A 25,403-nucleotide genomic window follows, 5' to 3' on the forward strand; every position below is an offset into this window, starting at 1 on the left:
CCAGCCACGGCCGCATCGCCAACGCCCTCAAGAACGACGGCACCGCCGAACTCGACATCCACGCCACCACCTCCAACGGCGACATCACCGCCCGCAGCCTGTGACCCGCAGCCCCCAAAGGGAGGTAGGTTTCACCGCTGATCGCGCCCAGGCCAGCGCCGAGCTCTGCGACGGCGCCGAGGCGGCCATCACCGCCGTCCGCGACCTCGCCACCGGCTCGGCGCTGGACGACGCCGCCCTAGTGGCCATTTTGCGTAACCACGTGAAGGATCACGGCACAGGCCCAAACGGTCGCCTGTTCCACGGTGCGCACGGCGGCGTGCTGACCACGAGCACCATCCAACGGATCTGGGACAAAGCCCGAAAGGACGCGCTCGCCCCTGAGGAGTACGCATCACCACTGGCCGAACGCCCGTACGACCTCCGACACGCATGCCTGTCCACCTGCACCGAAGTCCTACGGCCTTCCCACAGGAAAGCATTGGGAAGGACCACCCGGAGCCAACCGATCGCCTCCGGACGCAGCCAGGCACTGACACATGATCGAAGATGCGAAATACCCTGGCCGTCATACCGACGACCAGGGCTTTCGCGTTGCGCGCCAAGAGGATTCGAACCCTAACCTTCTGATCCGTAGATTCTCCATGGCTGTCCAACGGCGTCCGCTGCCATCCCTCCGGCCCTGGTCGGCGGCCTGTTCGCCAAGATCCCGGTCCACCAGCGTCCTCGGCTGTTCGGGGGCGTTGTTAGCACCCGCATTAGCAAGATCACGTAATAGGGTGCTCTTCGGTGAGTGGATCGCGGCCGGTGCTCACGTCTCTACCTCGGGTCGAGTACGCGCGTCATCCAGATCGTGTTGCCGCGTTCGGCGTCCTCGGTGACGCGGTCGCTTCGGTGGAAATCGAGCTTCTCAAGGACGCGGAACGAGGGTGCGTTCCACTCCCACACGGTCGCCCAGAGTCGTCGACGTCCTGTTCGAGTCGCGGCTTCGATGACCGCACGGGCGGCTTCTGTCGCGTAACCATGACCGTGAGCTCGTTGTGCCAGCTCGTACGCGATCTCAGGTTCGTCGAGAGATCCCTGACCGACAGTCAGTCCGCAGTACCCAATGAACTCACCGGTGTCTCGCAGCTCGATCGGCAGCAACCCGAGCCCCGGATCCGCCGCCAGCGGATTGTTGAGGAGCCAGCCGCGGATGTCCTCAACCGTCGGGCGTCCCTCGGCGTCGATCCGCCGTACCGGCGGCACTCGTGGATCCCGCTCAAGCCATAACCCGCGGTACTCCTCGTCATCCGACGGCACCCACCGCCGCAACCGCAGCCGCTCGGTCACCAGCTCCGCCGGTAGATCCTCATAGGTCCCCACCCGACCAACCTAACCCAGCGCTGGCCAAGACCGGAGGACGACTGCAAGAGGCGGACGTAGAGCTGCTCAACTGCGTCCGCCTTCGTCGATCGTCTATCGAACTCACGTTGGCTCTTGTCGTGTTCACGATCTGTTCGCCGCAACCAGGCCGGCACGAGGACGCCAACCACACCCACCAGATACGGGCCTATTGACCCGGCGGCGGATGCGACACCTTCCAAGCTCATGGCAGTCGGCATAGAGCGAAGAAGCCCCGTGCGATTAGCGTGCGATTAGCCACGGCCAATCAGGGTCAATCGGGAGCACCCGGAGATGGTGGCCGATGGCCGGATTCACGCTTGATGAAGGTGGTCAGGGGCGGTCTCGAACCGCCGACCTTCCGCTTTTCAGGTGTGGCGATCGGCCTGTTGGTGGGGCGGCGACCAGGTAGGGGGTCGCTCACGGTGCCGTATGTGTAGGACTGGCGGCCGACGTTGCCGTACCTCTGTCTCTCTGGCCTACTGTGCGCCGGAATCTCCCGCTCCGTACCACCAGTCGCCGGCCAGACCGTCACCGTCGTCGGTGTCGCCGGGCTGTTCTTCGGTGGCGGCGCCACCGTTTTCGCCCTTGACGGCGCCGCCGAGTCCTGAACTCGGTGATGCCGTCCTCCCTGATCCTGATCACCATCCAACCTGTACGCGATGCACCACTCCGCGACGATCGCCGCGCAGGGCTCTTCGCCCCGCAAGGCCGGATTTCAAGGACAGATCTCGCGGTACGACGTACCGGTCACATACGTCTCCTCAAGCAACTCTCGACCCGCCGCGTCCTGGGCGGTCTCGTGAGCACCACACGGCAAGATCGCGATGCGACGAAGCAGCCAGGCTCCGCGGGCCTTCCCCACGGGAAAGCATTGGGAAGGATCAGTCGCAGTCAACCGATCACACCCGGACGCAGCCGGACACTGAGACATGATCGAAGATGCGGAAAAGCCCTGGTCGTCATACCGAGGACCAGGGCTTTCGCGTTGCGCGGCCGAGAGGACTCGAACCTCTAACCTTCTGATCCGTAGGGAAGGGCAGGCCCCCTCATTGATGGCTCGCCGCCCTGCTCGACCGGTAGATACAGGCCCGGCGAGGTGTGATCGCGTAAGGCGGCGTTGCTGTACAGCAGCATGCCCGGGGGTGGGCCGCGGTCAGGCCCAGCAGGTGCTGGTCGTGTCGCGCATACCCCGATCCTGCGCCCCGGCGCTTGATCACCCCCACCGGACCCACACGAAGCCCGGAAGCGCCATTCGGAAGATGACCATCTTGTGCGCTTGATCGCCGGCCAGCAGGTTGGTCCGGTCAGCCTTCCGCCTTGGTGAACTCTTGAACAATTCACGATCAAGCTGTTACCGTCACCAATCAACTCTAAAGGCCGGATTCAGGGCGATTTCGGGCTTTCGGAATCGGGGGGCCAGCCAGACCGCGGCGATGGGTGCCGCGGCCTCACCGTTCAAGGAGCAACGCATGCAGCATGCCCTGCCCAAGCGACGCCTCGCGGCCACCGCCGCGGCGTTCGCCATGGTGGGTGCCGCCTTCCTCGGAGGCGCGACCGACTCGGCCAGCGCGGCCACCACCGACGAGCCGACGTCGACACCGGTCAACGTGGACATCCCCGATGGGATGCTCATGAGCTACGTCGTCAACGCCCGGATCGCCAACCCCGGCCAAACTCGTCTCGTTGAGCGCGCGATCCAGGATGCCGGAGGTGTCGTCGTCCAGTCCTGGCCCGAGATTGGCGTGGTCGTCGCCCACTCCGACCGCGCGGCCTTCCGCGCCAACGTCACCGCCGAGGGCGGCAACGCGGTCGCCTCCGTCGGCGCCACCCGCACGGCCGGGGTCTCCGAGGGGACGCCGACCGACCTGGCCCCGCCGTGGGGCCCCGGCGCCAACGGGTACAAGAAGGGCGCCAAGAAGCCGGACAACGGCGACATCCCGTCCGACCCACAGCCTGGCGAGAGCCTCGACCCCAACGAGGGCGTCCAGTGGGACATGCAAATGATCAAGGCCCCGCAGGCTCAGGCGATCTCCGACGGCAACCGCAACGTCCTCGTCGGGGTGCTCGACAGCGGCATCTCGCCGACACACCCGGACCTCAAGGCCAACATCGACGTCGCGAACTCGGTCAACTGCACTAACGTCGGCCGTCCGGATCAGACGCCGTTGGCTTGGCGCCCGACGACGAGCGACCACGGTACGCACGTCGCCGGCACCATCGCCGCCGCCCGCAACAACATCGGCATCGTCGGTGTCGCGCCGAACGTGCGTATGGCGTCCGTCAAGGTCGTCAACAACGACGGCTTCATCTACCCGGAGTACGCCATCTGCGGCTTCATGTGGGCGGGCCTGAAGCACATGGACGTCACGAACAACTCCTACTACATCGACCCGTTCGAGTTCTGGTGTGACGACCAGCCCGACCAGGCCGCCAGCAAGGAGGCCGTCCGGCGCGCCGTGGAGTGGGCCACCAGGCAGGGCGTCGTCAACGTCGCTGCGGCGGGCAACTCCAACTACGACATGGCCCACAAGACCGTGGACACGGGCAGCCCCAACGACGCGCCGAAGCCGACCGTGCGCACGATCAACAACCACTGCAACGACATCCCGGCTGAGTTCGACGGTGTCGTGACGGTCGCATCCCTACAGCGCGTGGGCACCACGCTGGACAGCGTCCGGTCGTCCTTCTCCAACTACGGCCTCGGCAAGATCGACGTCGCGGCTCCCGGCTCGTCGATCTACTCGACGACGTGGAACACCCGGACGGGGGCCGACGGCTACGGCACCAAGAGCGGTACGTCGATGGCGAGCCCGCACGTCGCCGGCGTCATGGCGCAGATGAAGTCGGCGCACCCGTCCTGGTCGCCGGCCGAGATGATCAGCGAGCTCAAGGCGCGGGCCGAATCCAAGCCGTGCCCGCAGAACACCGCGGCCTGCACCGGCACCGTCGACGACAACAGTTTCTTCGGCGCTGGTGTCGTCGACGCCCTCGCAGTCATCAAGTGAACTGACCCTGGTATCACCTAAGTGACACCACCCTGCTGGGCCTGCACCGTCATAAGGGTGCAGGCCCAGCGCCATACGGCGACCAGGAGTCGGACCGGTGTCATCCCCACGCCCGTGGGGGTGTACAGGACTGCTGTATGGAGATCAGAAAGGCCCATCCCGGTGATCGGAATGGGCCCCATGAGCTGGGCGCGGCCGAGAGGATTCGAACCCCTAACCTTCTGATCCGTAGGGAAGGGCAGACGCCTCGTCAGTGCTCTTTCGCCCTGGTGAAACGGTGAATGCGTGTTGGTGTCGCGTGATCGCGTAAGACAGTGTTGCTGTACGGCGCTGCTGTACAGCACTCTGCCAACGCGCCTCAGCTCTGCTTCCTCCCAGCTCGCGCAGGAGAAGAGCCACACTGACCTTCCCAGCTTCTCAGCTGGCAACGGACGGATATCGGGCTGTCGCAAGGTCGTCGGCGAGGTCCTCCACGGAAAGGTCAGCGTTCAGCGCGGTGACTACCGTCTGCGTCAGCGGACGGAGGGCGTAGACGTGTCGCACCGCATCGAGATCCACGGGTACCTCGTAGTAGTCCTCCGCGAACCGCCGGAACGCCTCCGGAGACGGATCGACGAGCCGTGCGAACAGATATGCCGCCCCATCGGGATCGCTCACGTCGTTCGGGTAGTCGATCTCACCCACCCGCCAGCAGTCATCACCGGCCTCACGCCACAGGCAAGCGGTCACGACCGGCATACCGTCCTCGTCGCAGAATGCGGGCTCCTGCACACAGTGGCGGAAGATTTCGGGGACAGAGTCGAGTACCCCCGGCCACGGCCCGTCGTTGCCGTAGGGGCTCATCACCGCCTCGTGAGCCAAGCCGCGGATGTACGCGCCCGCGGCAGAGAAGACGATGGAGTATTCGTCTCCCGAGCCGTTGCGCATCGAGGCCATCTCCTCCCCAGGGCCCCAGCCCGTGTCGAAGGAGTGGTAGCGGCTGGACCATTCCGGGCTCAGGATGGCCTCCAGCACCGCCATGGACCGACATAGATCACGGAGCTGCGGGATCTCGGGCAGCAGACGGGTCACATCGTGAGCAGTCATGAACCTTATCCAATCGGATGCCAGCGACATCTCCTTGCATGCCTCCACGCCGCCAGCACCGATGGGCCACACCGTCCGTCCGGTGGCGCACAGCCGATGACCGGCTGAAGGCAAGGCAGACAGTGTCCCTGTGTTCCACTGGTTAGATGGCAAGCGCGATAACGAGCATCATCGCGGTCGTAGGAACGTTGCTCGGGGCCACCGTCACGTACGTGTTCCAGGCTCGTGCGGCGAAGCAGGCCCGCCAGGCCGCGCGAGAAGAGAGACTCTGGCAGGAGCGATTAGTTTCCTACAGCGCCTTCGCTGGAGCGTTGACCGACTTCCGGCAGAGCCAGAACGACCGGTGGCATCTCGAGCAGGAAAACCCGCAAAGCCAGGCGTTCATCGCGGCACGGGATGCGTCGTACCAGAAGCGAGCCGATGCCACCTCGGCCCTCTTCAGGCTGCGCCTTGTGGCAGCGAACGGGACGCTCAACGAGCTTGCCTCGGCCGCGCTGAAACTTACCGAGGAAATCCCGCAGGCTGCCGATGAGTCGGACCGGAGGGATCGGGGACGCAAAGCTCGCCGTGCCCTACTGGACTTCACAGAGGCAGCAGCCGCCCAGGTAAGGGAGACCCATAGTTAATAGGCCGGGGCAGAGGTCGGCGGAGCGGGGGTTGCGAGCGTCCGCTTTTCAGGCGGAGCAGTCACCTTGGTCGGCTGATCGAGACCGTGGTCAGGCATGTGTGGACGGTCGCGCGGATGAGCTGATGTGTGTGGACGTTGCTGTCAGCGATGCTGTCACCTCAGCCATGGTCACCCGGTGCCGGGGCCCGACGAAGGAGGGCCTCGGCGTCGATCGCCCCGGCCACGGCCGGCGATGAGCGAAGTGAGCGATCGTCACGGCCTCGACCGGCGATATCGTGTCCCGCGCCAGTGCCGCGTGAGCGCCTACCTGCAAACGGGAGCCAGTCAGGACGTGAGGGCTCCGCCTACTGCTCTGGCGACGGGCGGCGAGGTGAGTCCTTGTGTGCCACCGTTGCTGTACTTCGCTGCTGTACAGCGGTGCGGCTGCCCAGCCTAGCCTGAATTTCGACTCACATCAGCCCGTGGACGTGACAGTTACCTGAGAGACAAGAAGTTGAGGCGCGTTCATATACTGTGGCTATGTCGGCATTAAATTCTCCCTTCGGTCATCCCCGTTGGGGTCTTCAGTTCTATTGGTGGGCGGTCGATCCGTTGGGTTGTGTCGGTTTGTTCTACTCGGCGTTCGGTGCTGTGCCCTCGGCAGCCAACGCCCATACGCAGGTCTTCGACGAGGCGACGGCCCTTGCCAAGACCCGATACCCGGAGTGGTTCGACGCATATTGTCCTCATGATGAGTACCAGCCACACTGTGTTATCGAGCTGGCACGGGGGCCATATCTGTTTATGTGGGACGAGGTGCACGACGACCGCTATACGCAATATGGCGTGCCGGGACAGCCGACCCTGTTGTCCGAGCTGCCGGTAGAATTGAAGAGGGCCGCGCTCCTTGTGAAGGTCGGCTTCATATTCGACGAGACCCCTCAGATCCAGCTAAGTTATCCCGAGGAGAAGGAAGTTCTATCCGCAATGTAGCTGGCCATATTAAGAGTGCAGAGCCTTACAGGCAGGCCGCTGCGTTCTTTGACGTCCGGCTTCCCCGTGAGACGGACACCATGTAGTCCCTTGGCAAGGGGTAGCCAGTTCGGGATCGTCCACCGGTATCCGTCGCTGACAGAAACACCTCACATGGATGAGGGGTTGCATCGCTGGTCAACTGTACGAGTCCGTGCGATGTGATCAGGATGAATGAGGTTGCGTTGCTGTACTTCCGTGCTGTACAGCAGCCCTCAGGAACCGTGTACCTGTGGCGGACGGGCCTACTCGGAGCACAAGGCCGCAGATCCGGCCACCGAAAGGGAGCGGCAGCGCGACCTACGCTGTGCACTCTGGACAACCGCCTTGATCACGTACGACGTTAGCTATAGATGCACATGGTTGCCGTACTCTGTCGCCGGAGCTGTTCTTAGCGCCCCGGTCGGGAGTCTCGCCGCACATCGCCCTTAATAGCACTACCGAAATTCACATTTCGGCTATACCACCTCCTGGATTGCTGCCGTTTTGCGCACTAAGTTCGGCAACTCGGGTCGTCGTAGGCTAAATTCTTTGTCTAGTGGTCATCTCAACAACGGCTCAGCTCGGGAGGTGCCGATCAGCGACCGATTGGGTGGCAACCCTTGTCCCAGTGGGCTCGCTCTTTGCTGGCAGTGTGCTAGCGATGGCAGGACAATATCTATCAGACAAGCGCACTGCCCGCAGAGAGCAAAACAATCGCCGGGAAGAGTTTCGAAGAATCGCCTTCGAGCATGAGCGCCCCGCGCTCCTTGAGCTTCAGGAAATCATTGCGGAGTTTTCTCAACTTCTATTCAAAGAGAGGGCAAGACGTACAAAAGAAGGTGAGCACGCGTTTTTTGACCACGCCTTCGCCGAGCTCTCGGGGTTCATTCAAAGGTCGCCTGACCAATTTCACGACCTCCGTAGAGCTGTAGAGGAGAACGCTAAGAATACGGAGGAGAGCGCAAAGCGAGCCGTGGCACTCCTTAAGGGCGTCACTCCGGACACCGACCAGCGGGAACTCCGAAGGCAGCTCTCCGAGGTTTCGGAGCAGTTACGTGATGGCAACTCGCGGAGCGAAGCATTCGCTGATCAGACGAAAAAGGTTGCCGAAGCAATGAAAACCATTACCTCCAATATGAATGAGATGACTCGTAGGTTTGATGCCGGCATCTCAATCGCCAAAGCCTTTATCGAATTTACACCCAAAGCGCGTCTTAGAATTTATCGATCCGGCTCGAATGCTGTAGTAAACACCGGAAATGACTATATTACGGCGGTAGCTAATTGGCTAACAAATCTCGGCTCGGCTGGTGAAGAAACGCTCTGGGAGAATACTCGGAATGCCGAGAGCGACTTCTATCGAGCTGTGGCAAATGTTCTTCACAGTGGCCCCTATTACGTTCCTGATAATACGAAGGAATCTTGACGCGACTCCGGCACCGCCCCCTAATCACCTCGTACGCCGTCGACCCACCGCGGAGCAGCAGCGGGCCGGTTCCGGAGTGTCAAGCTCGGCTTTGCGTGTACGTTTGCCGGTCGCCGTTCCTCGGTCATGTGTTGCCCTGCGGTCACAGCCGGGCTTGATGCCGGGGAGCCGGTCTGCTGGGCCTGTCTGGGGCGATGGCATGCGAGGTGATTACCTCGGAGCCGAAGATCCCTGCCGGAGGCATGATCTAACGGTCGTCGGGTGCGGTCGCGATCGCTGGGCCATACTCCGTGATGGGAGTCGACCCTCAACTCTCGTGGGCCTGGCCATTGCATTCTGGCTGCTGTGCGGACGGTCGAGAGGCAGATGACCGCGGAAATCCGGTAGCCCAACACTGGTGGAAGCGTGTTATTCCGACCGTGCGCTATTCCTCGGTCTGGAGGGTCGCTCGTGCGCTGTCCGTGAGCAGTGCGGCCGCCCAGAGGAATACCTTGGGATCGCCGAGACCTGAGTCGGTGAGCCATTGAGCGGCCCGGCGCGCGTCCTGCTCGTCCTGGATCAGCCCCCAGGGTCCCGGCTGGACGCCGGTGGCCCGGTAGACGTCGGCGACGATGCCTCCCAGACAGGTCCAGGTGTGCCAGCACCCGCTGTCGAAGCCGACCAGTTCGAACCCCAACCGCTGGCCGCTGCGGTAGGGAATCCTCTCGCGCCGGGCCAGCCGTTCCGGGAGGCTCCCGGCCGATATGTCCCAGCCTCCATCGGCGATATCGGCCAACAGCCCGGGAACATCGGCACTCGCGAATCCGACCCCGAGCACGTGCAAGCCCGGCCTGCCGGCGTGCTCGCGCGCAATCTCAGCCTCCTGAGGGCTGGCAAACCAGTCGTCCCAGCCACCGGGATCTACCGACACCAGGTCCACCACGCAGTCGCTCAGCGACACAAGACCAGCACCTGGAAGGCCCACGTCCTGCCAATCATGCCGATCGGCGCGTGTAGCGACCCGATAACCGGCCAGTACGTAGCCGGGTTCCATCGCGTTTCTCCTCTCTCGCGTTCAATTTCTATTTGTCCGGGCAGTCGACCTCGGCCCACGTTGCGGCGAGGTCCTGGCGGACGATGACGACGGAACCGGTGTGGCAGGAGTAGATGGTGGGGCGGCTGACGCCGCGGCACCTCGTAGGCGCGCAAGTACAGTTCCAGCGTCTCCACTGTGCACCGGCCGGTCTTCAGTAGATCGCTGACCGTGCTGGACGGCAACCGGTCCGGCGCGGACAGCCAGTAGGTCGTCAGTCGGTCAAAGCCACACGCATTCGGTCTTCCACGACGCGAGTGACTCCCGCGAATCGTGTCAGCTCTTCCTGAGGAACCATCTCGCCCTGGCCTGCCCAGATAGCCAGGGTGGCCAGCCGGAAGATGAGCGCGCGCACCAGCATTTGAAGCCCTTCGCGGCCGGGCAGAACGGCCTCGATGAGCTCCGGTCCCGCATGGTGATAGAGAAGTCCATCCGCGACCACGATGGCCTCGGCATAACTAACCGGCCGCCAGTACGGGGAGAAGTCGATCACGGCGGGCGGCTGGCCAGGTTGGAACAGCACGTTCCCGGTCAGATCTCCGTGAATGAGTTGACTGGGAGCCTCCACAGGGCCTTTGAGTTCACCCAGCCTGACCAGCAGTTCATCGGCATTAGCCGATCGCAAGGAGGACACCTCGCCCCAAGCGACGCGATCAGCGGCTGCCCAGGGGTCGGCGCGCCGATCAAGCAGTCCGGGGCGTGGAACATGTCGCAACTCGCGATGAAGCGCCCTGCTGGAAGCGATCAGTGACACCCACTTTTCAGCAGGCCCCTCCTGGCCTACCAGGAACTCGGAGGCCGTCCATCCCTCAACCACATAGGCCCCTTCACGGGAGCGAAATGGGCGGGGAACTCGGAATTCAGCCGTGGCGGACAGATCCGCGAACACTCGCGCGGCCCATTCGGCCTCTTCTCTACTGTCCACGGGCTTCAAGACCGCGTCCCCGGCACGGAAGCTCTGCCCCTGTCCACCGGCAAGCGGGCGAACTGGTGCGGTCAGCTGAAAGGCTGCCAGCACACTGGCTGGTGGCTCCGCCATCTTCCTCAAGGCCATGGCGAACATCGTGTCGGATCGCCAGCTCGTCAAGCACCTGGATTTCACGTCCATGACGTGAGCCATCCGATTGACCACCCGGGCGAAGTGCAGATAGCAGGCGTTGCTACAAGCCACCCTTCCCCCCGGCGCTTTGCGTCCGAAGGCCCGCGGCGGCAAACGGTAGCGGCGGCTCCGACTGTGGCATCCGTGTCCGCGCTGGTCGCCGATTGGATGGAGGAGCCAACAGGTTATCCCGTCAGTGAGGCAACCTTCTGGCGTCCCGGCGGCGTATGTCGGGTGACTGTCGCTTGAGGGAGGCTCGTGGATGGCGGATCGATCGGAGTACGACGCGTTCGTCGCGGCGGCGTGGCAACGGTTGCTCCGCACCGCCTACCTGCTGACCGGGGACTGGGCACTGGCCGAAGACCTGGTGCAGACGGCGCTGATGAAGGCGTGGCTGGCCTGGCCGCGCATCGGCGACGAGCGCGAAGCGTACGTTCGCAAGATCATCGTCAACGCGCACGTGTCGTGGTGGCGGCGGCGCTGGAGACAGGTGGAGGTGACGACCGGATCACCACCCGACCGCCCACACGCGGCCGACCAGGTGCGGGAGGCCGAGGACCGCGAGCTCGTCTGGCAGGCGCTGAGACGGCTGCCCGCCCGGCAGCGGGCCGTCGTCGTGCTGCGGTTCTTCGAGGACCTAACGGAGGCGCAGACCGCCGAGACCCTGGGCTGCAGCGTCGGGACGGTCAAGAGCCAGACCAGCAAGGCGCTGGCCAAGCTACGCGTCGACGACTCGTTCGCAGCCACGTTCGCGAGAAGGGGGTAAGTGCATGGACCAGCGAGATCTTCATGACCTTCTGGACGAGCGCAGCCGTCCGGCGTTGGAGCGTCCGATCCCGTGGGAGGCGCTGCGGGCACGGATGCGCGGAGCCCGGCGCCGCCGTATCGGCGCTGTCGCCGTCGCGGGCGTGGCCGCCACGACGGTGGCGGTGGCAGGAGGGCTGCCGACCCTGCGCGAAGCCGACGACACGGCCCCGACCACTGCCGCCGTCACCGACAAGATCCCGGCGCAGTACCAGGAGTCGGACGGCACCGTCTACCGCAGGATCGCCACGGCAACGCTCGACCCTCGACGCGGGAAGTCGGTGACGTTCGACGTGGAGGTGAACGGCAAGCCGCTGGCCGTGCTGCCCGACTGCCCGAAACCGATGTACCCGGCGTGGGTCACCGTACGGGTGCCGGGCGTCTCCAAAGCGTTCACCCTGTCGCCCCTCGCGCAGCTGCAGGTGGGATGTGAACAGCACAGGGCCGTCGATGTGATGCCGCTCCCGGCGGGAACGCGCCGCGCGAGTGTCACTGTCGAAGTGCCCAAGGGAGTCCCCCAGAACGCGGGGGCCTTGCGGGTCGGCGTCTACGAGTGGACGCCCCCTGCCACGATAAAGGCCGCTTCACGCCCTGCCGAGCCGCCCGCGAGGCTCGGCAGGCGATCACCCGAGTTCACCCTGCTCGCGAAGAAGACCATCACGTGGCCTCGCGACCGCGAAGTGACGATTTCCGTTCCCAACAGGGGCCGCATGATGGCCTTCATGGAGTATTGCGGAGACGATCTCGCCGGACGCCTCGTCCCAGAGGTCCCAGAGGGCCGGGTGAACGGACGCGTCGTCGTGGTCCCTCCCTTCTGCCCCGAGGTCCTCACCAGTGGGTACACGGAACTGGGAACCCATCCCCGCAGCCAGAAGACGGTGACCATCCGGGTCCGGCTGATTGCGAAGGTCCCCGAATACCTGCGGCGCCCCGGGACCATGACCCTTGCCGTCTACGAGAAGTCCCGGTGAACACCGCCTATCAGATGTCCATCGCCAGAACTCTGCCCCGATCTCGTCGACGCGATGACCAACTGCGACATGACCACCAGCCCCGATGGCCAGCTCCCAGATGCCGCCGGCCACCTCGCGTAGAGGTCAATCACCACTTCAACACCCTGCATCCTTGCCGCCGTGCGAACAACGAAATAGATCTTGCCAAGCGGCCGAAACCCTGTCGATCTTGGTCGGCGATCGCACTAGCCTGGTCGCATGGCCCATGCGAAGACGTCCTACGTGTGCCTGCCCTGCCGAGCCTCGTACAAGCAGCCCTACCCTGGCCCCGGCTATCACGACCGGTCTTGCCCGCGGTGCGCCGGGCCGCTGGTCTATGTCGGCTCCGCTTTCGCGGCACCGCGTCGGCGGGACACCGCAGGCTGGCGGACGCTCTCGCTGCTGCTACACGCGGGCGTCCGTTTCCACAAGAGTTGTTGTGGCGGCCCCGGCTACCGCCCGCGCACGCTCAGCGAGGTACGCACGCGAATGGCGTACGCCCGGGCCACAGGAGAGCCGTTCTCAAAAGCTCTGGTGCGCCGCGAGCTGCCCTAGGTTAGTCGTCAGGGTCGCCGAACGCTTTCCGGATCTTGGCCGCGCCGCACTGGCCTGCGGGATTGAATACCGGGCAGGCACACGGCGGCCTTCCGTGAGCGTTCGGCATGTAACGCCAGCCTGCCATTTGGTTCACGCTGCGGATGTGATGGATCTCGCTGCCGCAGACCTGCTTGGGACATATGACGTCGTTACTTCAGCGAGTCTGAAGCTCAAGCACCCAACGTCTAATCCCTCAGGGGGCTGAGCTTCCAGCCCCACACTCCCACGCCGCGAACTCGCAGGTCGCCTGGGACCTCACCGATGGCAGACCTGGTTATAGAAATATTCACAGGCAATACTTTCTTCTTTGAATCGCTGCAAATCGTATTTCGAGCCGCGCTCAAAGAAGAAGACTAGCCAAGTTTTACCTTGCTTTTTCAGGCACCAAGTACTGTCATTCAGCTCCTCCAGGATTCGATATACGCGAGGATCTACTTCGCTCTCTGTGAGCATACTTCGTAATCGTGTGACATTTATCATGATTACTACCATAACGCTTCGCCGCAGACGAGACTATGCCAAAATCAGCCAATATAGGGCAGGGCGGTGCAAGCTAGGTAGTGCTCGATGCGCATCCGCATGGAGCGATCCATCCGCAGCGTGGTGACCTGGTCGCGGGGCACCCATCGAACTTCACGGGATTCGTCGCTCGGGGTCGGCTCTCCCTTGATCGCCTGGGCGGTGAGCACAAGGGAGAACTCCTGGCGAGCCTCGCCGTTGGAGGTGTAGAAGACCACGTGCCGTGGGTCGCTGTAGGTCCCGACCAAGCCGTTGATCTCGCAGGTGATACCGGACTCTTCCAACGTCTCCCGGACGGCTGCCACGGGGATCGATTCGCCCAGGTCGATAGCGCCGCCGGGGACGGCCCAGTTGTCGTTGTCGCTGGGGCGAATCATCAACACGTCGCCGGCCTCGTTGGTGGCCACGACGTTCACCGAGGGGACGAGGCTGTTGGGCGCGGGAGCGTCCGGGTCGTCGAAGTAGTCGATCCTGGTGGCCATGGGTCAGGACTCTAGCGGGGTCGCGCCGTCCCACGTCTTCTCGAAACTCGCGACGTAGAGGGTGACAATGTCGCCGAGCTCCTCCACCGAGAGACGACCAAGACCGAGGACTCCACTGCCTCGCTGCCGCTCTTCGGCCTCTGCGTTTCGGCGCTCAGGCACCGTCAGCGCGTCCAGGAGGATGCGCGAAAGCTGGCTGGCGACGGCTGGAAGACTTCAGATCTCGCGTTCACGACTCGGACGGGCACCCCGATCGAGCCCCGTAACTTCAATCGGGCCTTCGAGAGCCACTGCCGTCGTGCCGGTGTACCGCGCATTCGCGTCCACGACACCCGGCACACCTGCGCCTCGCTGCTGGCCGCTCTCGACGTCTACCCGCGTGTAGCGATGCGCATCCTGCGGCACTCACAGATCTCGATGACCATGGACGTCTACACCCAGATCCCCAGTCCGGAAGCCCGTAAGGCGCTTGACCGGCTCAATCAGAGCCTCGACCGCCCAAGCAAGGGGTAACTAATCTTTCGTCACCATAAAGGCCCTTTGGGATAACCCCAAAGGGCCTTTATGTACGTATGGACTCTTCTCGTAGCCGAAGAGGTATGTCGGACTGGCTGCGATGACTATTTCGCTTTTCGTGGTTTGTGATTCAAAGGAGTAGCGCTTCCCGGCAGTCGCCAGTTCACTTTCGTGCCGAACGTAGCGGAGGGCGAATGACGCACCCTGTGAATTGTGAACGCGCCAAGGGGCATCACTGCGGATGTTCCGCGTGCGGCGGGGCACAGCACGGCTGGACCTACGGACTCGCGCTGGCTCGCGACCCGTCTCCCACTGCTCGCCAAGAGGCGAGAGACCGCAGCGACTCCGACTGGGCCGCAACCCGACCTCCCAGAGGGCGACGAGAGCCGTCCAAACAGAGAAAGGCAGCAGCCACCGATAGTGCCACAGTCGATCTCGTTGACTGGCTAGCCGAAAGCCCAGGAACTATCGAACGCATCCAGGAAGTCGGAGACATCCTCGCCGGCCCTGTAATCGAGGAGCTGGATAAGAGGTTCGGTGGTAACAAGCCACGAGAGGCCAGAAGACGGCTTACTGATCATTTCTGGTGTGATCTCCTCGTTGCCTTGGCCGAGGCCATCGAGAAGTTCTCGAAAGCCATGGGCCAAATACCGGAATACGTGACGACCGTCATCATGCAATCCCGAAATGCCGACCGTCGCAGCCCTCTCCTCGAAGCACTGGTGGGTCTTGCCGTACGGACGGCGTGGGAGCCCATCAAGAGCATAATTCACACGACCGGGATCGAGGAGCTTCAACGGACGTGCCGGATCCTCGCCGTCCTGATCTGTCCGGCCCCCGAGGATCACAAGGCCGTTCAGGACGGCGCTCTTCTTCCCTTGGCGAAGGAGGGGATGTTGGAGATCAGCAGAGAGCGGCTTGAGCAGGTCTTCCCCGCAGACTGGGTTCACCGTCTCCAGGAGGGCCTCGGCGACGCCTGAGCAAGGTCGCCGGCTTCCACGCCGATGAACGATCCGATCGATAAGCGCTTCGCCAGGCGTCGGTGATGCAGGACTCCTCGAAGTGCCACCAGCCATCCATTTGACCTCGCGTCAGCAGCGCCTTAATCCGCCCCAGGTCTGCGTCAGCCGGCACGATGAAGGCGACCAGAGGAAGCTCCGAGCTGAAGGATTCCCCGCCCAGGCCGAACGGTGCCAACTGCTCGTGCACAGCCTGCGCGCTTCGCCCCAGCGGTCCATCAGGCACCGGCAGGACCCGGATCGCGCAGTTGCCTGAGGCTTCCACCCGCTCACAGGCCCAGTGAAGACCATCGTCGTCGGTGCCGAAGCGCACCACGTCGCCCTCGGCGACCCCATCCTGCAGGAATGGGACGTTCGCCACACGGGCGGTGTCCCGGCTCAAGCGCGCGGCCCAAAGCCCTTCAGTGTCGTAGGGAAGCCAGTCTTCCCGAGGTACGAACCGGAACCACACCTTGATCAGGCCTGGCTCTGGGGGAAGGCGTTCGGAGGGGGCTGTGAGAACTATGCGCACATGATCGCGCAGGCTGCCGAGTGTCCGTGAACAAGCTGATCGCGAGTACGCCTGAAGCGGGTGCGGAGTCCGGGCTGGAGCGCCTGCATGATTGGCGCGAGAAGATCACGCCGATCTGGGCCGACGGCGGGTACGCGGGCAAGCTGGCGGCCTGGGCCAGGCAGAAGCTCCAACTGACGTTGGGAATCGTCAAGCACCGCGACGACACCACGGGGTTCGTCGTTCTTCGCGTGCTGTCTGTAGAAGTGCGGCTGCGCGGGCCCGCGTTGCTGTAAAACGCTGCTGTACGGAGATCAAAAAAAAGGCCCTTCGGAATCTTCCCGAAGGGCCTTTGAGCTGGAGCGCGGCCGAGAGGACTCGAACCCCTAACCTTCTGATCCGTAGCCAGTTCGAGACTATCCACGAGCGTCTACGGGCGTCAGAAATGCCTGTTCGGAAGGGACATCTGGCTACGGGGGTTCCGCCATCATCCATGGTCGTCCAGAGCTGTTGTTAGCATCCGTGTTAGCAAGATCCACCTGCTGGCAGGGTGGGAGAGAGCCTCGTCGATTCGCCTCGGTACGCAGGCCTACGCTGGGCTCATGCCGCCGTGTCTCGACGTCTACGTCTGGCTTCCAGAGCGCAACTCCAAGGTCCTCGGGCGATTCGTCGACAGCTACGTCAACGTGGCCGCCAGTGACGAGCGGCTCCACGCCTTCATGCGGGTTCATGTCCTGGGCATCGCGAACGACACGGACGACAAGGCCCTCGATGAGTTACGCCTCGACGACGGAGACGACGTCTTCACGCTCTATCTCAAGGCCCGCGACCACCACCAGGCGATCATCACGTGCACCCGTGATGGGGCGACCGTCCTCGGCCTCAGCGTCGACGCCCCTGACGACCTGCCGGAAGCGCTCAGGAAGGCCGAACAGCTCGTAGAACAGCTCCGACAGCAGTTCTCCGCCCCGGCCGGATGTGCGGGAGTCGAATTGCCGCCCGCGGGCGACCGGTCCGAATGGCACGAAGAAGCACTTGTGCTGCTTCGCATGGGTGAGCTTCCAGCGTCTTGATCGGACGCCCCCACCGTCTGATCCGCGGGGAGAGGCGGGCGTCTCGTCAGCGACATCCCTGCCTGCTCAGGCGATAGGTGCGGCTCGCCGGTGTGTGATCGTGCGAGGTGGCGTTGCTGTAGCCGCTGCTGTAAAGCACTTCATCGCTTGGCCTACATCAACAACCGGGTGTGCATCGCTATGTGTCTTGGTGAAGCGGCCCACACGAAGATCAGGCGCCTTTCCCTTCGGCGCGTTAGCACTGCCACGGGAATCGGCCCTCCTGCTCGTCGGAGCTGAGGAAGCCGTGGCCAACCCCGCTCTCGGCGAAACAATGGTGACCGATATCGTCGTCACCGTTGTCGTCAACTCTCGCGCTACCTCAGCCACGGTTACCTCTACCGAGTCCGGCAAAGGATGGGCTTAGCGTCGATCATCCCGGCCTCGGACGGCCGGCGCCGAAGTACGTGATCGTCACGACGCCGGTTAACGTGGTCGTTATAGGTCCCATACCGGGGTTCCCGCCTGATGGCGATCCCGTCGCCAAGACGTACGGCCGGCCGATCAGCGAGGACATGGCGAAGGACTGCCGATCCGCCCATCACGCAAACAGAAAATAACTGTAAATCCCGATCCGGCTTGACGCTATCAGGGATAGCGATACAGTGCCGCGAAACCCCTGAGCTAAATTGGAGTGCCACCATGGCTAAGCATATTCAAGAGATCTTCATCGACGACATCGACGGTAGCGAGGCGACTGGAACCACGAAGTTCACGCTCGACGGCACCAGCTACGAGATCGACCTGTCGGACGCCCATCGCGACCAGCTTGAGAAGACGCTTGCCCCCTTCATCACCAAGGCTCGCGCTGTTCGGGCTGAGCGTGGTGGCCGTGGCCGCCGCGCAGCTGGTGGCGCCACTCGCGCCCTGAGCCGTGAGAAGTCTGCCGAGATCCGGCAGTGGGCCAAGGCTCACGGCTTGCCTGTGAGCGAGCGAGGCCGCATCGCCTCCACGGTCGTCGAGAAGTATGAGGCCGCGCACTAGCGCCGCCATACGGCTAATCGGTAGCAATGAGCCCCCAGATTCTCTCTTGGGGACTCATTGCGGTTTTGAAACAGCTGTACCAGTGCCCCTACTTTTTGTCGATGTCGTCATTTTCAGCGTTCAGCTTGAGCGTACCTAGAAGCTTGTTTACCCACTCGATCGATATTCTTGACTTATCCCGCGTGGTAACGATCACAAGAACGACTACCGCCGCGATCGCGACGATGCCGAAGCATCCCGTTATCACAGCGACGAGCGCCAGGCTAATTTCCATGAGTGCTTCCTTGGGGGCGTTAGGGGCGTCATTGCCCCTTGTTGAGGTCTTGTCGCTCAGCGCCGCCACTGCATGGCCTTGCGCTGGATGAGGACGCGTGACTCGTCCTCGTCAAGCGATTCGGACCTGATGTGGTCGAACGCCGTCTCGTATCCAGCCACCCGTTCGAGGTCCTCGACGAAGTGCGCGGTGTAGAGCTGCTCGAGGTACACCACGTCGTCGAACGCCGCGAACTTCAGGTGGATGAACGCGCCCGTGTTGACCGGGTGCAGTGCATCCAGGGTCAGCACGTGGTCGCTGACGTGCGGCAGCATGGACACCTCGAGAAGGTGCTCCATCTGCTCGCGCATCACCGAGGGTTCGCCGAAACGGCGTGTCAGCGCGGCCTCGTCGAGCACCACGCTCAGCTGGGCCGGATCGGCTTGTGCAAGACACGACGGACTCGATGCGGCTGACCTTGCTCGGCGACCAGCCGAGTTCCCTGGCTGCCCTGGTTCCTGTCAGCTTCCTGCGTTTGCGGAGGAGACGCAGCTCTTGGCCCATCCTGAGCCTGCGAGCAGTCGGACCGCCCTGCTGCGATGGCAGCCCTTGTCGGGCAGGAAGGCGTAGCCGGAAAGGATCGTTTGGAGCCTAGCTTCTTGGGCCGTTCTCAATCTTGCATTGCAACTTGCATCGACACTGCCACCCGACCTTGCCAGAAGGCCGCGAGAGCACCGTAGGGACCAGCCACAGCTCCTTCCTTCCTGGCGGCTCAAGCAGGGAATGCAAAGCTCCCACCCAGGGGACGATCGTTCCAAGGGGGATCCGAAGGAGGCCGAGATGACGAAACGGCCGTGCACACCGGGTCTTCCACACCTGATCGCGAGCGGCCCGGCGGGCCGCCCCCTCGGCAGCGTCGCCGTCCCGGAAACGAAACTTCGCCCCAGGGAGGCCACTTGCCGGACGGACCACGCGACCGCCTGATCGAACGTCGCGACAACCGCTCATTCGAGCACGTAAAGGCCGGACCGGCGCCGACTGCCCGGTCACCGCATATGGGCTGCCACCCTGCGACGACGCGAGCCATCGGCTCTCGGTCCGGCGAAAGAAGCCACCTCGAGAATGCCGCGAAAGGGCTCTTCTATGTACTCACGAGGTACCAAGGGGCTCGGCCGAATCAAGTCCCGGATCCGGGAACTCGCTGCCTGGGCCGACCGCGAGATCTGCATGGAGCCGGACGAGTTCGCCTACTGGCGAGGCTGGACCGTGACCCGGACGGGCTTCGGCTCCCGGTGCTACCGCGACCACCGCTTCGACCAGCTCAGGATCGCACCACTCGTACAGGAGGAGGTGTCCTGAGATAGCGAGGAATCCGCGCAACCAGATCTACCCGGCCAACGAGGACCTTCCCGCCGCCGGCGGCTCTGGGGTGCTGACGAGGCTCTGGCGGCTCAGGACCGAACTGCTGCTGGCCCTGGCCGCCGGCTCGGCGTGCTCTACGTCCTTGCCGTCTGCCTTGGGCTGCGGCGCGGCGAACTCCTCGGGCTCCGCTGGATAGACGTCGACTTGAAGGCTGGCACTCTGGAAGTGATCCAGACTCTCCAACGGGTCGGCGGTCGCCTCCAGTTCGTCAAGCCCAAGACGGAGGACTCCGAGCGGACTATCCCGCTCCCCTCGGTCTGCCTCGACGCTCTCAAGGAGCACCACAAGCGGCAGTTCATCGAGCGGTCCGACCGTTACGCGGACTGGGAGGACCACGGGCTCGTCTTCCCCTCACGCCGCGGCACTCCAATGGAGCCAGACAACCTGCGGCGTAGCTGGGGCGAGATCCGCAAGGCGGCCGGACTTGGGGCCGTCCGTCTCCACGACCTCCGTCACACCTGCGTGAGCCTCCTGCTCGATATGGGCGTACCGCCTCACATCGTCCGCGAGATCATCGGCCACTCCGACATCGAAGTCACCATGACGATCTACGCTCACGCATCCCTGGACGAGAAGCGCAAGGCCCTCAGCAAGCTGGGTGAGGCACTGGGCTGATTTGGCCCGCGACCGAGAAGCGCTCCGGAGTCTCCGGGGCGTGTCAGTAGTGCCACTTTTCGCTGTGGCGGTGCCTCGTCGGCTCCGGCTCCTCTCCGCGTAGAAGCACCAGCCGGACGCGCTGTCGAGCCTTTCGCTCCGCGATGTTCGTGTCCACGCCGATGCCCTCGTAGGACCCGCCGATGTCGTGCCTGTAGCGGCGGCCGTCCTGCTCCTGAATACGCCGCGGCATCGTGTTGTCCGTCCGGCTCACGCTGGGATTCTGGCAGCCGCGTGGACACAACCGCCACGCCTGTTGTCGTCAGGGCTGTCGTCAGGCTCAATAAAAAACGCCCTGTCCGCTAGCGGATCAAGGCGTTCTTGCTGTTCAAAGCTGGTGGTCAGGGGCAGGGTCGAACTGCCGACCTTCCGCTTTTCAGGCGGACCAATCATCCTGCGCAGGTAGCGGTGACCGTGGCCAGAGAGAGGTGGACGATGGCTGAAGTGAATCCGTGTGTGGGGACGTTGCTGTCAGCACTGCTGTCACCTCAGCCGTGGTCACCGGTGCTAAGTCCCGCCAAAGGAGGGCCTCGGCTGCGACGCCTCAACCAAAGCCGGCGAGTGACAAAGTGAGCGACCATATCGTCGCTGACTAATTCGATGTGAAATGGCCGCTGGGGGATAGGCATGGTCGCCGACATTGCCGTCAGCGTTGCGGTGCTCCATGCGGTTGTAGCCGACAACAGTACCGATTCAAGGAAAGCACGTCATGCTTCGGCTGCACCCTCTGTCGTGGTCGTTAAAAGTAGGCCCGGCCCTCGCTCTGGAAGGTCGATGGGCTGTTTGCCCCATCGGACGAGCCTCAAGTCCACTGTGCCGCCGGAGAACCTCGTATTGCCAAGAAGAGGCGGAACGTCGAAGATGGCTTCGTCGAAGCGAATCGTGCTTCCGGCAAAGGCCGCATTGGCGAAGTCGACCGAGCTTCCGCTAAACTCGGCTCGATCGAAGTAGATCACGCCACCTGGGAACTCTGTGCCAGCGAAGCTGATCGCTCCACTTGCAAACCTTGCATCCTGAAAGGTGATGACGCCAGCGGTGAAGGCCGCTCCTCCGAAGCTGCAATAACTGCCGAAGAAGCCTGCGCTCGCGTAGCTGACAGTCGAGCCGGAGAAAGCTGCATTGTGATAGTTGATGTGGCCGCCAGAAAAGGTCGCCGCGTCGAAACTGACCCTGCCGCCCCTGAAGTTCGCGCGCAGAAATCTGACCTTGCCGCCAGCGAACCTAGCCTCATCGAACGTGACGGTGCTGTCTAAGAAGACCGCATCCTTGAAGCTGACGAAGCTGCCAGAAAAGTACGCCTGCAGGAACCGGACCTCTCCACCGGAGAAGGTAGCTTCGTCGAAGCTGACAATGCCGCCCGAGAAGGTGGCTTCGTAGAAACGGACGAGTCCGCCTGCGAAGACCGCGCGATCGAAGCTGACCCTGCCGCCGGAAAAGACTGCCGCTCCGAAGTCCAGACCTGTGTCGAATGTGACGGCGGTGAAGTCGAAATCATGGCCATGCCACGGGACAGGCGCGTCGTACCGAAGGTGCGCGCCGATCAAGCGGGTGGCGGTGGCTCGAACCTCGGCCATTCCTTGCCACGCGATCAAGGATTCCGGGTCATCCGCGTCAGGCTTGGGCGCAGGCGGCATCCTCAGATAGGCACACAGTACGTCGATGCACATCTGACGGCCGCCCTCCCAGTCGTCGGCCAGAGAAGCAAGGGCGTGGATGCCGGCCAGGCGCACGGCCGCACTCTCACTGCCGAGCTTGTCGGCAGCTTTGTCGAACCGTTCGGCGTACAGCTTGACCTGTTCACGTTGTTCGCCGGCTTCGGTCACCCGCTGTTTGCGGTAGGCGACCACTAAGGCCACCACCCCACCGGCTCCAGCCACTACAGCCAACGAGATCTTGACAATCTCCAGTGCTTCGGCAATCGTCACCGCCTGGCCAGATGGGCTCGGAACACCCAGCCAAGCAAGTGCCGCCCATGTAAGCCCACCGGCCAATCCCACAGCCCCGACGAGCATGACCGTCAGAGCAGCTGAAATCGGGGCCAACTTGGCGCGCGACGATGGCCGACGGAACCATCGGTCGGAAGATCGTGGCATAGTGCAACAATGCCTGCGCAACGGACGTCTGTCAGCCAGTCGGACCCCAGCCCCGCATTTGGTGAACCAAGACCGACCCCGTGACAGTCGCGCGCCAACATCGTCAGGGCTGTCGACGGTGCGGTGGTGCCTATGTTCAGAACGACGTATTAGCCCCCACCTACGGCCAGCGACCGTGAGCCCTTGATTACGAGGGCAGGGTAGACCCGCCGTCAGCCGTATCCCGCGCTGGTCGGGTTGTAGATCTGAGCCGTCCCAATGTGATCACGTGGATGCCTTCGCCGGACCCTGGGGCCACGAGGAGTGCCGTCGCTGGTAGCTCCTGCTTTTGTTCGGCGAGGCTCGATAAAGTATGCCTGCGGCCGACACTGATGACGCAGCAGTCGAACGCAGCCGAGCTGTGTGGAGCGTCAACGAGGCTCGCCGCTTTCTGGAGCATACGTCCATCCTCGCGTTGCCATGCAGGTCCTCAGGCACTCCGAGACCCCGGTGACCATGAACATATACATCCAGGTCCCCGGAACGCGCCAAAGCACTCGACAGGCTCAACCCCGGCATGGATATGTGAAGAGATCATTCCGGACAAGCCCTATCTGAAGGCACTCCGCGGCTCAGCCTGGAGTGCGTCACCATTCCTTGAGTTGAACCGCATCCGGGAAGAGCTCACCGATCCTCTGCGCGATGTCCGCCCTCGCCGTCTGGACATCCCACGAGGTGCTATCGAAAGCCCGGCCGCCGGCCCGGTCAAGCGTGTGAAGGCGTGCGAACTGATCAGCCGCTGTGTGGGAGTGTTGCTGTACTTCCGTGCTGTAACAGCAGAGGAGAGAACCCGCATCCCCAGTGGCAAGCGGACCCTTACCACAGGGCCGTCAGGCCCGAGGAACGGAAGCCGCGCGGCAGCATGACTGTCCGCTTTCCGGAAGTCACGATCACCCTGCCCAGTCCGTCTGACCTGGTACCGGGCCGTCGTCGAGAGCGTGGGTCGCATAGGCATGGTGCCCGACGTTGCCGTCAGCGTTGCCACGGCAACCACTGTGACCAGTGGCAAGGCCCGACGAAGGAGGGCCTTGGCGGCGATCGCCCCGGCGACCTACGGCGGGTGGCGAAGCCAGCGATCGTTACAGCCTCTGCCACCACCACAAAGACTTTCTGATCCGTGGGAAAGGCAGACCCCGTCGTGGATCGATCGTGTGCTGCTCTACCTGTGACCCAACTTGTCCTAATGTGCTCACATATGGGGTGTTGCTGTGCATTACCCAGTTTCTCGCCGGCAGGAGTTCCAGGGGTCGAACAGACCAAGACGGGCTAGCCTCCAAGCATGACGACGCCACAGACACCTCATCACGGCCCGAGCTACCAGGACAGAGCCGCGGTTCTCCGGCAATTCGGCCCGTTGGTTGTTTCGCTTATGAGCGAGATCGCAGCCGCAAACGGGATACAGATTCATGCAATAAACTATCGGATAAAGGAAGAGGAGAGCACAATACGCAAGCTGTCCAGCAAGGAGGGTAGATATGCCGGACTAAGTGACCTCACCGACATTCTAGGCGTTCGTATTATTACCTACTTCCCGGAAGCGGTCGATGCAATTGCGCACCAAATAGAAGCGGAGTTCAACATAGACCGCGAGAATTCAGTGGACAAAAGAAGCTTGTTAGACCCGGACAGATTTGGCTACCTATCACTTCACTACGTGGCCAAACTAAATGACGAACGATGCGCCCTACTCGAATATCGCCGTTACGCCGACATCTCGTTCGAGGTTCAGATTCGTTCCATTCTCCAGCATGCATGGGCCGAGATCGAGCACGATTTGGGCTATAAGACCCAGCAAGCCATCCCGGCTGAGATCCGTCGCCGCTTCTCGCGTCTGGCAGGTTTACTGGAACTCGCCGATAACGAGTTTCAGGCACTTCGAGATGATCTGCATGAATACGAAACGACCGTCGCGACCGAAATCGAGAAGAGGCCTGCAGATTTCGCGCTTGACCAAGCGACCCTCATCGGATTAATCCAGAAGAACTTTCAGATAAGAGAACTCGACACCTTCATAGCCGAATTGTTCAATCAGCCGTTGAGCGAATGGATAAGCCCTGGATATATATCCAGTCGGATCGAGGCCCTCAATTACTTGGGGATAGGAAATATTGAGGAACTAACAGCTGCACTGAAGAAGAGGAGTGAGACAATAAAGAATTTTGCTGCCGCCTGGCTCTCGCCAGGTCAGCCAGGCAACAACTTCGATGAAGACGACATACCTCGAGAAGTTCGACAAGGCCCGACTCCTCATGGAATTTCTCTCTTCTACCTTGCGTATGTATTGGTATGCGAGCTGGACGAATCCAAGATGCTTCCAGCCCTAGAGGTAATGAAATTGCGCAAACCGGAACAAACAGCGGTTGACCTCCGGCGCATCTTCGCGAGCCTGCCAGCCTCGTAGCGACAGCGGGCTCAGCCTCTGGTTGTGGCCGGCGGGGTCAGTTGCAGACCCCTACCTCGTGGTGTGCTTCGCATAATCAGTCTGTCGTTGTGGTGATTAGGCGCGTGGGCGCGCTGGCCGCGACCGGCCGGAGAGCCGCAGCGCGGCCAGCTGGCGCCCGGACGCACCGCCGTCCGCCGCAGGGGGACGGCCTTGAACCCGTAGAGAAAGTACTCATCCAGTCGACGATCATGGCTTATAAAACTGACGATCATCGTTGACACCTGGGTCTCCGGCCACTACGGAGATCATCTATGTCGAACCCGAGCCCCCCGCTCGACCGTGAAGCCAA

Annotated in this window: 23 protein-coding genes and 2 pseudogenes; 14 read left to right on the forward strand and 11 right to left on the reverse strand. The window is 62.8% G+C overall.

Features of this window, described 5'->3' with window-relative positions; genetic code table 11:
* Positions 1–819: 819 nt before the first annotated feature.
* Positions 820–1,365 carry a GNAT family N-acetyltransferase gene (locus ABT294_RS50045; protein WP_350813620.1) on the reverse strand — a complete coding sequence of 182 codons (546 nt, stop codon included), beginning with the start codon at positions 1,363–1,365 and terminating at the stop codon, positions 820–822.
* Positions 1,366–2,855: 1,490 nt separating this feature from the next.
* Here ABT294_RS50045 and ABT294_RS50050 point away from each other — a divergent pair.
* Entirely contained in the window at positions 2,856–4,391 is a 1,536-nt protein-coding gene (locus tag ABT294_RS50050; RefSeq protein ID WP_350813621.1) for a S8 family peptidase, read from the forward strand.
* A 417-nt stretch (positions 4,392–4,808) separates the two neighbouring features.
* Here ABT294_RS50050 and ABT294_RS50055 read toward each other — a convergent pair whose 3' ends face one another.
* Complete coding sequence (locus ABT294_RS50055) at positions 4,809–5,507, reverse strand: hypothetical protein (protein ID WP_350813622.1); 699 nt, start codon at positions 5,505–5,507, stop codon at positions 4,809–4,811.
* 116 nt (positions 5,508–5,623) lie between these two features.
* Between ABT294_RS50055 and kilB the strand changes: the two genes are divergently transcribed.
* The 3 genes from kilB (at position 5,624) to ABT294_RS50070 (ending at position 8,524) form a co-directional block, all read left to right on the forward strand.
* Positions 5,624–6,103, forward strand: coding sequence for a plasmid transfer protein KilB (gene kilB / locus ABT294_RS50060; RefSeq protein ID WP_350813623.1), 480 nt, complete (start codon positions 5,624–5,626; stop codon positions 6,101–6,103).
* 521 nt (positions 6,104–6,624) lie between these two features.
* Complete coding sequence (locus ABT294_RS50065; RefSeq protein ID WP_350813625.1) at positions 6,625–7,077, forward strand: hypothetical protein; 453 nt, start codon at positions 6,625–6,627, stop codon at positions 7,075–7,077.
* Positions 7,078–7,726: 649 nt separating this feature from the next.
* A complete protein-coding gene (locus ABT294_RS50070) occupies positions 7,727–8,524 on the forward strand; it encodes a hypothetical protein (RefSeq protein ID WP_350813626.1) in 798 nt (265 codons plus the stop codon).
* Between the two features lie 424 nt (positions 8,525–8,948).
* Here the strand turns inward: ABT294_RS50070 and ABT294_RS50075 are convergent, their stop codons facing one another.
* Positions 8,949–9,557, reverse strand: a complete 609-nt coding sequence (locus ABT294_RS50075; protein WP_350813627.1) for a hypothetical protein — start codon at positions 9,555–9,557, stop codon at positions 8,949–8,951.
* A 253-nt stretch (positions 9,558–9,810) separates the two neighbouring features.
* On the reverse strand, positions 9,811–10,704 hold the full coding sequence (locus ABT294_RS50080) for a phosphotransferase (protein ID WP_350813628.1): 894 nt from the start codon (positions 10,702–10,704) through the stop codon (positions 9,811–9,813).
* Between the two features lie 253 nt (positions 10,705–10,957).
* Here ABT294_RS50080 and ABT294_RS50085 point away from each other — a divergent pair, with 253 nt between their 5' ends.
* The gene (locus ABT294_RS50085) at positions 10,958–11,461 is read left to right on the forward strand and encodes a SigE family RNA polymerase sigma factor (protein ID WP_350813629.1); all 504 of its coding nucleotides are present in this window, start codon (positions 10,958–10,960) and stop codon (positions 11,459–11,461) included.
* 4 nt (positions 11,462–11,465) lie between these two features.
* Positions 11,466–12,470 carry a hypothetical protein gene (locus ABT294_RS50090; protein WP_350813630.1) on the forward strand — a complete coding sequence of 335 codons (1,005 nt, stop codon included), beginning with the start codon at positions 11,466–11,468 and terminating at the stop codon, positions 12,468–12,470.
* 1,142 nt (positions 12,471–13,612) lie between these two features.
* Here the strand turns inward: ABT294_RS50090 and ABT294_RS50095 are convergent.
* Positions 13,613–14,089, reverse strand: a complete 477-nt coding sequence (locus ABT294_RS50095; protein ID WP_350813631.1) for an NUDIX hydrolase — start codon at positions 14,087–14,089, stop codon at positions 13,613–13,615.
* A 192-nt stretch (positions 14,090–14,281) separates the two neighbouring features.
* On the opposite strand from ABT294_RS50095, the gene ABT294_RS50100 reads away from it, so the two are divergent.
* Together ABT294_RS50100 and ABT294_RS50105 are read left to right on the forward strand one after the other, a co-directional pair.
* Positions 14,282–14,602, forward strand: a complete 321-nt coding sequence (locus ABT294_RS50100; protein ID WP_350813643.1) for a tyrosine-type recombinase/integrase — start codon at positions 14,282–14,284, stop codon at positions 14,600–14,602.
* 608 nt (positions 14,603–15,210) lie between these two features.
* Entirely contained in the window at positions 15,211–15,585 is a 375-nt protein-coding gene (locus ABT294_RS50105; RefSeq protein ID WP_350813632.1) for a hypothetical protein, read from the forward strand.
* Here the strand turns inward: ABT294_RS50105 and ABT294_RS50110 are convergent.
* The gene (locus tag ABT294_RS50110; protein ID WP_350813633.1) at positions 15,509–16,135 is read right to left on the reverse strand and encodes a DUF4265 domain-containing protein; all 627 of its coding nucleotides are present in this window, start codon (positions 16,133–16,135) and stop codon (positions 15,509–15,511) included. The two genes, ABT294_RS50105 and ABT294_RS50110, sit on opposite strands and share 77 nt — an antisense overlap.
* A 26-nt stretch (positions 16,136–16,161) precedes the next feature.
* Here ABT294_RS50110 and ABT294_RS50115 point away from each other — a divergent pair, with 26 nt between their 5' ends.
* The 3 genes from ABT294_RS50115 to ABT294_RS50125 all read left to right on the forward strand — a co-directional run bounded on the left by ABT294_RS50115 (position 16,162) and on the right by ABT294_RS50125 (position 18,210).
* Entirely contained in the window at positions 16,162–16,410 is a 249-nt protein-coding gene (locus ABT294_RS50115; RefSeq protein WP_350813634.1) for a hypothetical protein, read from the forward strand.
* 306 nt (positions 16,411–16,716) lie between these two features.
* Positions 16,717–17,187, forward strand: coding sequence for a hypothetical protein (locus ABT294_RS50120; protein WP_350813635.1), 471 nt, complete (start codon positions 16,717–16,719; stop codon positions 17,185–17,187).
* A gap of 681 nt (positions 17,188–17,868) precedes the next feature.
* A complete protein-coding gene (locus tag ABT294_RS50125) occupies positions 17,869–18,210 on the forward strand; it encodes a histone-like nucleoid-structuring protein Lsr2 (protein ID WP_350813636.1) in 342 nt (113 codons plus the stop codon).
* A gap of 88 nt (positions 18,211–18,298) precedes the next feature.
* Here the strand turns inward: ABT294_RS50125 and ABT294_RS50130 are convergent, their stop codons facing one another.
* From ABT294_RS50130 to ABT294_RS50140, 3 genes and pseudogenes are all read right to left on the reverse strand, one after another.
* Positions 18,299–18,553 (reverse strand): hypothetical protein, encoded by a 255-nt coding sequence (locus ABT294_RS50130; RefSeq protein WP_350813637.1) that lies wholly within the window; start codon positions 18,551–18,553, stop codon positions 18,299–18,301.
* Positions 18,541–18,915: pseudogene (locus ABT294_RS50135) on the reverse strand (DUF5753 domain-containing protein); the annotation flags it as partial. The pseudogene ABT294_RS50135 and the gene ABT294_RS50130, both read right to left, overlap by 13 nt.
* A 55-nt stretch (positions 18,916–18,970) precedes the next feature.
* Positions 18,971–19,027, reverse strand: a pseudogene (locus tag ABT294_RS50140) (hypothetical protein); the annotation flags it as partial.
* Positions 19,028–19,606: 579 nt separating this feature from the next.
* Between ABT294_RS50140 and ABT294_RS50145 the strand changes: the two are divergent.
* Together ABT294_RS50145 and ABT294_RS50150 are read left to right on the forward strand one after the other, a co-directional pair.
* The gene (locus tag ABT294_RS50145; protein ID WP_350813638.1) at positions 19,607–19,822 is read left to right on the forward strand and encodes a hypothetical protein; all 216 of its coding nucleotides are present in this window, start codon (positions 19,607–19,609) and stop codon (positions 19,820–19,822) included.
* Between the two features lie 132 nt (positions 19,823–19,954).
* On the forward strand, positions 19,955–20,500 hold the full coding sequence (locus ABT294_RS50150) for a site-specific integrase (RefSeq protein ID WP_350813639.1): 546 nt from the start codon (positions 19,955–19,957) through the stop codon (positions 20,498–20,500).
* A 43-nt stretch (positions 20,501–20,543) separates the two neighbouring features.
* Here ABT294_RS50150 and ABT294_RS50155 read toward each other — a convergent pair whose 3' ends face one another.
* Together ABT294_RS50155 and ABT294_RS50160 are read right to left on the reverse strand one after the other, a co-directional pair.
* Complete coding sequence (locus ABT294_RS50155; protein WP_350813640.1) at positions 20,544–20,753, reverse strand: hypothetical protein; 210 nt, start codon at positions 20,751–20,753, stop codon at positions 20,544–20,546.
* Positions 20,754–21,246: 493 nt separating this feature from the next.
* Entirely contained in the window at positions 21,247–22,464 is a 1,218-nt protein-coding gene (locus ABT294_RS50160) for a pentapeptide repeat-containing protein (RefSeq protein WP_350813641.1), read from the reverse strand.
* Between the two features lie 1,486 nt (positions 22,465–23,950).
* Here ABT294_RS50160 and ABT294_RS50165 point away from each other — a divergent pair.
* The gene (locus tag ABT294_RS50165; protein ID WP_350813642.1) at positions 23,951–25,072 is read left to right on the forward strand and encodes a GTP pyrophosphokinase; all 1,122 of its coding nucleotides are present in this window, start codon (positions 23,951–23,953) and stop codon (positions 25,070–25,072) included.
* Positions 25,073–25,403 lie beyond the last annotated feature (331 nt).

This window comes from Nonomuraea sp. NPDC000554, assembly GCF_040300065.1.
Lineage (GTDB): Bacteria > Actinomycetota > Actinomycetes > Streptosporangiales > Streptosporangiaceae > Nonomuraea.